Below are 10,696 nucleotides of genomic sequence, written 5' to 3' on the forward strand. Positions count from 1 at the left end.
AGGCATTACAATAAGCTCTTAAAAATTTATTTACCACAGAGGATAGGAGCACACAGAGAAAGTAATTAAAGACAAAGGTTAAAGAACTGTTGTTAGTTATTAGATTTCCAAAATTGAAGCTTTTTCTCAGTGCAGCGCGAAGCGCCTCGGTGTTCTCTGTGGTTCAAAAATAAAGGTTTTAGGAGAAAGTTAACTGGTTGCAGGGATCGGACAACCGGACCTGGGCATTACAATAAGCTCTTAAAAATTTATTTACCACAGAGGATAGGAGCACACAGAGAAAGTGATTAAAGACAAAGATTAAAGAACTGTTGTTAGTTATTAGATTTTCAAAATTGAAGCTTTTTCTCTGTGCAGCGCGAAGCGCCTCGATGCTCTCTGTGGTTAAAGTTCAGAGTAAACTAGCTGCAGGGGCTGGTTTATTCACTTAATCTCGCAACCCGCCCAAGCTTTACAATAAGAACTTAAAGATTTATTTACCACAGAGGATAGGAGCACACAGAGAAAGTAATTAAAGACAAAGATTAAAGAACTGTTCTTAGTTATTAGATTTCCAAAATTGAAGCTTTTTCTCTGTGCAGCACGAAGCGCCTCGGTGCTCTCTGTGGTTCAAAAAAGGTTAAAGTTCAGAGTAGACGAGCTGCGAGGTTCAAGGCCCGTTACCCGAAACCCGTTGCTCGTTGCTCGTTGCTCGTTGCTCGTTGCTCGTTGCTCGAAGAGGGTATTTTAACCACAGTATTTATTAAACATCCAGCTGCCTCTGATAGCCTCATAATGAGAACCAAATTGCAGCGATAAACACACTATTGGCAAACGATTCATTTGCTCAGCCATACTAAACACATCATAAAATTTATAACCATATTTAGAAGCTAATTTAAGCTCATTCACATAAAGGGCTTTGTAGGTAGGTGGTAGTTCACTCCAGTGCATTAACGCAATTTGAATAATGCCTAAATGAATATCTAACTTATATGGGCCTACTTTTTTGGCTTGCTGAATATAATTGTATACCCGCTCTGTTGGTCCCTCTTGATAACTTACAACTTGCGCTAAGCTCATCCAAGTTTGTGCCCAAGTTTCTCTAAGCTCAACCGACTTTAATAAAGCCTGCTCAGCTTGTTGATATGTTTGCTTAACTTGTTCGGCTTGATCACTTGATGTGGTATCAACACCACTAAGGCTTAGTAATTTTATATGAGCTAAAAAATGCCAATAATGAGGATGCTCGGGATCCATATTCGTAGCTAACGTAATCGCATTTTCTGCAGCTTGAAGCGATGAACCAGATAAAGCGCCATCCGACTCTTGCACAATATTAAGCGCATGAAAGTACCATGCATTAGCGCGCATACTTTGCATGCTGCTATATGCAATTACAAGCACTATTAGAGCTAAAATAACAGCAGGCACTACCTTGACCATGTTTAATTTAGTCATTAAATAAGCTCTCGGTTAGTTGCAGCGGGTTAGTTACAAAAAGCGCTGTTGCCTGCTCTTCACCTATTAACTGCGCTACTGTTTTTCTAGCTTGGCTTAAAATAGGCGGTCGACGTTTTACTGAATGGGCATCAGAAGCAACATAGTTCACTAAACCATCTTTTAGCATTTGTAACGCTATAGTTTGTGCGCTTTCGCCCCACTCGCCTTCAATACTCGATGCAGTTAGCTGAAAATCACAGCCTAACTGCTTTAAGTGTTCAATATAATAAAGGTTTGACTGAATATCGCGATTACGCTCTGGGTGCGGAATAATAACGCGTGTGTTTTGTTTAGCGAGCCACTGTATAAACTTATCGTAACCTTGTGGCATGTGTGAATGCGGTAACTCTAATAACAACACATTTTTGTCTGCTATTTTACCAATAAAAGGCAGCTTATTAGCCATCACCATTGCCATAAGTTCTACGTCTAAACGCACCTCAGCAGCGGCCGCTAATTTAACATTAATACCCTCTTTATGCGCCTCTAGCTTTAAACTCTCTAAATCGTTTTTGATTTGAGCAGTCGCATTGTTAAAGCGACCCATATGTATATGTGGCGTTGCCACCATATGAGTAATGCCGTCGTTTTCAGCCAATTTTAAAAGCGCTAAAGATTCAGTTAAATCTTTAGCGCCATCATCAATACCCGGCAAAATATGCGTATGAATATCAATCATAAATTACTTAATTACACTTGAGGTTTTTCTGGTTGTTGTGAGTAATCGTAATAATCATAGTAACCATGACTATGCTCATCTTTAGATTTACTCATATCTACCTTATTAAGTACTACACCGGCAACATGGGCTTTTACTTCAAATAAACGCTCAAGGCCGGCTGTAATTGGTTTAATACGGGTAATATCAGATTTAACAACATACACAACCGAGTCAACACTTTGCGCAATCACTAATGCATCACTTACCGCTTGTGTGGGCGGTGTATCAACAATAATATGATCGTACTGTGTTTTTAACTCGCCAAGTAATTCAGCAAAACGTGGGTTTGATAAAAGCTCAAGCGGATTAGACGGTATTTGCCCGCTTGGCATAATAGTGACACCCGATTGTGTATCAACATGAACACACTCAGCTAATTGCTCAGTACCTATCATTAAATTACTTAAACCTGGGTGAAATACCGGTATATCAAAACGTTTAGCTAACGTTGGTTTACGTAAATCGGCATCTATCAGTAATACCTTGCCCATTTGTGCCAACGACATCGCTAAATTGGCAGAGGTGGTGGTTTTACCCTCTCCAGGAGAAGTAGATGTAACCGCTATAACCTGATGCGCACGGTCAAGATGAGTTAACAATAAACTAGTACGGAAGGTACGTACCGACTCAGCAAAGCGGCGATAGGTATCTTCTAAATAAGCATGAATCGGAAAATAGCTCTTTTTAGGAACTGCAACGTGAGGCAACAAACCAAGCATACGCTGAGCAAGTTTATTTTCGACATCATTTTTATTTTTAACTGTATCGTTTAAGGCATCAAAAACAAAAGTCATTACCACTGCAAAACCAAAACTGGCTACAAAGGCTAAAATAACAATTAACTTTTTGTTAGGCTTGCTCGGTTCATTTGGTGCAAAAGCACGGTCTGTAAAGCGCGCAGCTGCAGAGCTAAAGTCACTGGTTACTTCAGTTTCTTTAGAGCGAGATAAAAAAGTATTAAAAATATTACGATTTGTTTCTACTTCACGCTTTAACTGATTATATTGGGTTTCTTTGCGGGTAATATCTTGATACTCAGCGCGAATTTTAGCTAAATCGCGCTCAAGTGCATTCACTGTTCGTGTAGTTCTATTGAGCTCTTTTTCTATACCGGTAATTAAACCTTTAATTTGCTTATTAAGGTTAGTTTTTACGGTTGCAAGCTCAGCTTTAGCTGAGATCATTTTAGGATGTTTAGGGCCGTAAACCTCACTAAGCTCACTGACTTTACGCTCAACGAGCACAACCTCGCGTTTAACATCTTGTACTACACGGTGCGAAGTAATTTCAGGCATGCTTCCAAGTAACTCTATGTTATCGTTACCATATTCGTTAATAACACGATTTATGCTTTCAAGGTTATTTTTAGTCGCTCGCGCATCTACTAGCTGTTTTGAGGTTTGCTCAAGCTCTTGGGTAACAAGCCCTGCTATACCTTCTATATCAACCAGTTTTTGTTCTTCTCGGTAAGCTTGTAAACGTACTTCAGAGCTATCTAGTTGTATACGTAGCTCTGATAAACGCGTGTTTAACCAGCTCGATGCCTGCTGAGTAATGCCCATTTTGGCGCGCATTTGGCTTTCTATGTAAACTTCACCAACGGTATTAGCCACTAAAGCTGCAAGCTTAGGGTCGCTCGACTCAAAACTTACTTGCACTAATTGTGTATTACGAATTGGAGACACCGTTAAACGAGACTTAAACGCAGCAAGTAAGCCCAACATCTCACGTTCGGCTTGCTCCTCCTCTGTAAGAACAGAGCTTTCTTTTTTATTTAAAAAGGGTAAAAGCTGCTTAACCATGCCTTTTAGTTCACCAGTGAGTGAAGGCTTAGCAATAAAGTCGGAATGATCTTTTAAATTAAGTTTAGTAATTACCTCACGGGCAATGCTATTTGACTTAATCACTTCAAACTGGGTTAAATAATACTCTTTTTTAGTAGAGTCTAAGCCATATACTTCCTCAAAGCTGACCGCTTTGGTTTGCTCTGACTCGATTAATAAAGTGGCTGTGGCTACATACTTAGGCACTAACGTTAAAGCAACCATTATAGTGAGCAATGTAACTACAATAGCAAAACCTAAAATCTTCCATTTGCTTTGCTTAATAACATTAAGATAAGCACCTAAATCAATAACTTCCTCGTTGTTGCTAGGTTTTTCAGAGTGTGTATTCATTTTATTATTACTGCCTTAAACTGCTTAAAACAAGCGCTGTTCTATTTTTATGGTGTCACCTGCCGCAATTTGGCTGTTTAAACTACCTTTTTGTTGCTGCTGTTTGGTTTGCTCTTTAAAAATAAATATTTTATCAACCGAGGCACGCTCGGTTAACCCACCGGCTAATGCTATTGCTTGATTTACTGTCATGGCTGGTTGGTAAGGATATGCACCTGGCTCTTTAACTTCACCATGTATATAAAAAGGCCGGTATTCTATAACTTGCGCATACACATTAGGGTTAACTAAATAATCTGGCTGCAGGCCTTCGCTTATTGTTTGCTCAACTTGTGAAACAGTTAAGCCAACTAGTTTCACCTTACCTAAAAATGGGTAGTTTATCTCACCGCTATTACCAAGCAATGAGGTTACATCTAAATCAGGCTGACCAAATACTTTAATTTCTATTTTGTCACCTGCACCTAAAATGTAGTTTTGCGAATCACTCGCAAAACTACAAAAGCTCAGTAACAATATTAAGCATGTTAAAATTTTAACCTTCATTCATTTCCCTTTAATGCAAATGTAAAGTTAAGGCCAACAATTACGCGGTCAAATTCAATATTAGTTTGGGTTGAATTACGGTCAATAAAATCAACATAGCCGGTTACCATACCAAAGTTGGTGGCTAAATAATTTAAGCCAAGGCGCGCATTTTTAACTTTGTCTTTACGGTTAAAACTACCAGAGTACTGTTGATCAACATAATTCGCGCTTACTACCGAGCTTAAATACTCGCTCCAATCGTGCTGCCACGTTGCACCGTAAACACTTTCGCGAATGTAATCGCCTTCTAATAACGGGTCTTTAGCGGCACGGCTGGTAACTAGTTGTAAAGTTGAATAGGTTAACGGCTTCCAAACTGCAGCAGCCTCCCAACTTAAACCACTAAAGTTATCGCGCAGGTTCGACTCAAAATCTTTATTTTGATAACCCACTTTAAATGAGCCAGTAGTAACCGCTGTGGCTTCCCACTCCATACCTAATAAGACTTTTACGTCGTCTGAATCGCGGGTAATACCGTTTGAGTCAATTACATCGTATTGGTAGTTTTCTTGCTTTACTTCTAAAAAGGCACGCGTACCAGCTTGGGTATTATAGTAACCAATAATACCCAACATAGGTTTATCGTAATCACGGTACTGCGATATGGCCGTAAAATTTTGATAATTTTTGTTATAATAACCCGCTGTTAAAGCAACCTGGGCTTTAGAGCTTTGTGCGCCGTATTCGTAGCGAGCAGTTAGGTTTTGTTGCTGATAATTTACAAGCTCATCTAGAGCGCTGCCCTGGCCTTCAGTTAATCCGCCACCACGTGGCTCGTACAACCAGTCGGCATCACCAGTAACATCTAAACGGTGTTGACTAGTAAACTCTTTATGCACACCTGCGCCTACATTTACTTGAGTAAAGTTATCGGTTGTGTCTTTATTATGAAACGACGTGCTTGATGCAATATCAAACTTATAGCTATCTGGACCATCTTCAATTAAGGCATTTAAACTCGGCGCTATGTTCCATATTAAACGTGACTGAGTGGCAGACGGCGTCATAAAAAAGTTGTCGTTGCTGCTCACACCTAACTGTAGCGTAGGTGTAATCTCGGCGCCGTCTTTAGTCATTACACTGCCTGGCTTTAATTCTACTGCCAATGCAGGTGCACTTAAGCCCAACGCAACAAGTAAAGTGGTAATTGTATTAGTACGCATTTTCACTTTTAAATCCCTTAAAAATTGTCATAAAAATTATTTTTACATCAAACCATAAAGACCAATGTTTAATGTAATGTAGGTCGTATTCAACTCGTTTGGCCATTTTATCTAAAGTATCGGTTTCGCCGCGCCAGCCGTTAATTTGTGCCCAACCGGTAATACCCGGTTTGGTTTTATGCCTAAACATATAAAACTCTACTTTTTTTCGGTATTCTTCGTTGTGGGCAACCGCATGAGGCCTTGGGCCAACAATCGACATATCGCCTTTTAAAACATTTATAAACTGCGGCAGTTCGTCAAGGCTAGTGCGGCGCAAAAAGCCACCTAACGGAGTTATTCGGGCATCGTTTTTAGTTGCCTGAGTCACCACATCGCTGTTTTCGGTTACCGTCATCGAGCGGAACTTCCACACTTTTATTTTGCGGCCATCTAAGCCATAGCGATCTTGCTTAAATATAATAGGCCCTTTAGATGTCAGCTTTATGGCGGCAGCAATAGTCAATAATAGTGGGGTGATTAAAGTAACAATAATAGCTGATACCACTATATCTTCTGTGCGTTTTATAAATTCATGAGCACCAATACACGGTGCTTCAAACACGCTTAATGTATCAACATCACCCACATGCTCAATGCGAGCATGTATTAAATTCGAGAGTAAAAAGTCAGGCACTATGTGCACATCAACGGTCGTATCACCTAACTGTAATAAAATATCGGCTATACGTTTTTGCGCTTTCATGGGGAGTGCTATATACAGTATATCTATTTCGCCATTGCGAGCTGCATCTACTGCACTTTGTATACCGCCCTCAACACCCTGCTGTTCAAGTTGTTCAAACAAACGTTCAGGGCTTCTGTCATCGTAAAAGCCTTTAAAATTAAATCCTAACTCATCGTGTTTTACAATTTCAGCATGTAAATAAGCAGCAGACTCTGTAGCACCAATAATGGCAACATTGCGTTGCGATAATCCTAACTTACGGCGACTACGTTTATACCAATAAACCCCTAAGCGCCAGATATATAAATACGCCACACTTAATAAAAACCAAATAAACACACCAACACGTGAAAGAGACTCGGTAAACTTAAATACAAAAGACACGACTAATAAAAACGCAAAAGCAATTAAAACACTACCCCAGGCACACATTACCATTGTTCTGAATTTGCCAGCTCGCCAAGAGCGATAAGTAGAAAACAGCTCAGCGCTGTATAAAAAACTAAGTGCAACGGTTAGTGCAGAAGCAGCATAAATAGGAGTGAGTTTAAAATTATAAATTAGGGCTGCGCACTGAAAAGCTAAAAATAACGCAAATATGTCAAATAATCGGTAAAAGTTGGCATCAGAGGAACCTGAAGGTTTAAAAGTCCTTGGAGATGTCATTTTGCTTAATTCCTTATAGCTAATTCAGTATGAGTAAAGCCCCACAAAATCCATGAGGATAATATAGTATTAGCCAATTTTGTTCAATTACTGATTCCGACAAAAGTACTAAAATTCATGTTTAAATCTTTTTGCTAACTCTTACTTTGTTCATTAAGTATCAAAAAGAATACTCACATTTTATTTAAGTTTAATTAAATAACCCCTTAAACCAACTCCAAACACCAAACGAATATCCTTCAAAAATATCAATTCCCAATGCCGATTTAACTAAATATAAAACCAGCAATGTAAGTAAAATAGTAAACGTGACTGCCAAGCTTAAAAATACGGCTTGAGTAAACCTTGCTATTTTTTGCTCTTTAGCACTGAGCTCTCGCCTATTTCGCCCTGCTAAAAAAACATAGTAATAACGGTATTTAAAAAACTTAACTACGCCTCTGCAATCAACAGTATGGTTACCCCACTGCCTAGCGCCAATGGCTATTTTTAAATGCGCTAACTGTTCATCGGTAAAGGTAGATTGAATGTTTTTAGGCATTCGCTCTAGTAAACTTCTAATAGCTGGATCTTGCTGTAAGTTCGACAAAAAAACCTCAAATTCAACGTGATTATTAATTGCCAATTATTTTAAACAACTATTTAATAATAAAAAGCCAATTAAAAGTTAATTGGCTTTCATTTGCTAAAAGTACTTTTATTTAAGTGTACTAGAGCGGTAAGTATTGTTATTTAACCAACTTGGTAATTCTACAGTTGGTACTTTACCATCTTGACCAATATTTGTTTGATGAAACGAATGTTGATTCCAAATGCGGGTTGCATTTTTCCATGGCAGACTACCTTCAACTGATCCGTAAACCGTTACACCATTATTTATACTGTAATCGGCCTTAGAATTGTTAGAGGTAACAATAAGTTCAGCATCATTATCACCAGCAAGATCAACTACTAAAGGATACTCCCATAACGCTAAAGTAGAATTAGCAGCAGAAGCTAGTAATTCACCATCTAACCCATTTAATACTTTAACAATTAGGCGCTCTTGAACTATAACCTCATCAATACCATCGCCGTTAAAGTCGAAAGCAGTTACACCTAATCGATTACTTCCATCTGATTTTGGAACAGACCAAACAAGCTGCCCATCTTTATTGTACATATCAATAGATTGGCTTCCAGAGTGTACAATACCTACTTCATTAGCACCCAGGAAGTTAGAAACCGCTTGAGCACCGCCTCCAGCATTGGTGGTAGTATTAATTTGCCATTTTACATTACCATCGTGTTCAAGTACCGCAAGTACGCTATCACCAATTGGATTACTAATAACAATTTCTGGATTTAAATCGTCATCTAAATTTGCAACTGCACTAAACCACATATTACCTGGAGCACCAAACTGCCATAATTTAGCGCCATCAGCATCATATAGACCGCCACCTGTAAGAATCTCTTGGTTGCCATTACCATTAGAATCGAAGCTTGTAGATGAAAGAGCTTTGTCATTAGTTAAAAACATAAAACCAGTTTCATAGCTAAACACATTATTCCCAGCTATGATTTCAATAACACCATCATTATTTATGTCAGTCAGCGTAATCTCACCATTTGGCTTTCCTATTTTTATAAACTCTTTTTTAACTTCACCGAGGTGATTAATTACCTGTACAACGTCTGACGTCTGATCATTTGTAATTATCTCTACAAAACCATCACCGTCTAAATCTGCTGCCGCTAAAGAATGACGAGTATCGCTAAATACGCCGCCGTTTGCATAATTCCATAATTCAGTACCATCAACCCCACTTAAAGCACGAACTAAACCCGTCTTATAAAAAAGGTTGTCTTTGTAAGTAGTAACCACAATATCTGAAACATCTTTGTTATCAATGAAGCCATCACCATTATCGTCATTAAGCTGGACAACAATAGGTGTTGAGATAACTTGATTATATTCAGGTAAAAAATCGCTTGAGTTCCAATTCCACTTTTCTTCTAAAGCGAAAGGCTTAATTGGTTGAGCTACTGATGGTAATTCACCATCAAACTCGCCACCTAATAGTGCCATTGAGCCATAAAAGCTTTGACCAATAATAGGCATTTTTGCAGTGCCGTATACACCTCTAACATCAGCATGGGGTGCTAGTATCACACCTTGCCAACGATTGCCCTTAATATCGAGTTTTTGTGCATTAGTAAAGTTGAATACTGTTTTACTTGAATGGTGGCGTAAACGTGCAAAACTCTTGCCTTTCACAACTACATTGTCATCACCTGTAATATTAAAAATTACAGTGGCATCAGCAGGGATGTCCCACACTTTAAAAGTATGCGCTTTAGCAAAGTCACGTGCATCTAAATTAAATACTTGTCTATCTGAACTGCCATCACCTTGTAAATAAAGGCCACCCCATTTACGGTATACTGTACCTGTTTCATCCAGTTCACTTAATTGCGTACTTAAATCTTTGTAGTATTGCTCTTGTTCATCAAAATTAAATGGTAGTGCCGATTCATCTTGATTAGAAAGTATTTTAGAGCCCCACTCCATACCCCAACGAACACTCCAGTGAACATCAGTACCGCCACCAGCGATCATGCTACCTACATATTGGCGACCATATTTAAAATCGATGGTTGATTCACTAATTAGGTAATATTCTTCAGGGCTGTATGGGCGAGTGTAACCCACGCTGTAACCTTTAAGATCAATTTCACCTGCTGCAATTGCACCATCTGCACGGCCAAAATTCGATTTAAAATCATTAAAAACAAATGCAGAAAAATTATTGGCAACGCCTAAATCTGCAGCCAGTGTTGTAGAACTAGCTAAAGTAAGTGCGATCACTGCACTTAGCTTTTTAAATTTTAGTATTGAGTTAGTCATTTTATCCCTCGAAAATGAAAAAGTGCACTATAGGCACCAAGTTAAAGTCATTTGTTTAATGAAAGTTAATTTATTTAGTTCTTGGTGAACATTATATACACAAATAAAATCAAAAGGAACAAAAAACACTACGAAAGTACCACTTTTAATAATACAAAACAGGAACAAAAGTTAAAATCAATAACTTACGATAAAATAAAAAGCTGAAATAAACTAAAAAAACAAAATTAAAATATTAAAGTACTACCGCATGTTAATACAATGTTAATAACCTTGCAATAC

At 38.4% G+C, this 10,696-nt stretch carries 8 protein-coding genes; all 8 read right to left on the reverse strand.

Annotated features, from left to right (window positions below; genetic code table 11):
* Positions 1-726: 726 nt before the first annotated feature.
* Positions 727-1,440: a VpsP family polysaccharide biosynthesis protein gene (locus tag QL984_RS10635; protein ID WP_290172679.1), complete on the reverse strand. Its 714-nt coding sequence runs from the start codon at positions 1,438-1,440 to the stop codon at positions 727-729.
* The gene (locus QL984_RS10640) at positions 1,433-2,161 is read right to left on the reverse strand and encodes a CpsB/CapC family capsule biosynthesis tyrosine phosphatase (RefSeq protein WP_290172681.1); all 729 of its coding nucleotides are present in this window, start codon (positions 2,159-2,161) and stop codon (positions 1,433-1,435) included. The genes QL984_RS10635 and QL984_RS10640 overlap by 8 nt, the downstream gene beginning before the upstream one ends.
* An 11-nt stretch (positions 2,162-2,172) precedes the next feature.
* Positions 2,173-4,380, reverse strand: a complete 2,208-nt coding sequence (locus QL984_RS10645) for a polysaccharide biosynthesis tyrosine autokinase (protein ID WP_290172683.1) — start codon at positions 4,378-4,380, stop codon at positions 2,173-2,175.
* A 24-nt stretch (positions 4,381-4,404) separates the two neighbouring features.
* A complete protein-coding gene (locus tag QL984_RS10650) occupies positions 4,405-4,926 on the reverse strand; it encodes a polysaccharide biosynthesis/export family protein (protein WP_290172686.1) in 522 nt (173 codons plus the stop codon).
* Entirely contained in the window at positions 4,923-6,137 is a 1,215-nt protein-coding gene (locus tag QL984_RS10655; RefSeq protein ID WP_290172688.1) for an outer membrane beta-barrel protein, read from the reverse strand. The genes QL984_RS10650 and QL984_RS10655 overlap by 4 nt, the downstream gene beginning before the upstream one ends.
* Entirely contained in the window at positions 6,121-7,524 is a 1,404-nt protein-coding gene (locus QL984_RS10660; protein WP_290172691.1) for an undecaprenyl-phosphate glucose phosphotransferase, read from the reverse strand. Before QL984_RS10660 ends, QL984_RS10655 begins: the two co-directional genes overlap by 17 nt.
* Positions 7,525-7,714: 190 nt before the next feature.
* Positions 7,715-8,113, reverse strand: coding sequence for a hypothetical protein (locus tag QL984_RS10665; RefSeq protein ID WP_036956311.1), 399 nt, complete (start codon positions 8,111-8,113; stop codon positions 7,715-7,717).
* Positions 8,114-8,221: 108 nt separating this feature from the next.
* Complete coding sequence (locus tag QL984_RS10670; protein WP_128583540.1) at positions 8,222-10,414, reverse strand: choice-of-anchor A family protein; 2,193 nt, start codon at positions 10,412-10,414, stop codon at positions 8,222-8,224.
* Between the last annotated feature and the right edge of the window lie 282 nt (positions 10,415-10,696).

Origin of the sequence: Pseudoalteromonas sp. APC 3495 (genome assembly GCF_030407645.1) — a bacterium.
GTDB lineage: Bacteria > Pseudomonadota > Gammaproteobacteria > Enterobacterales > Alteromonadaceae > Pseudoalteromonas > Pseudoalteromonas tetraodonis.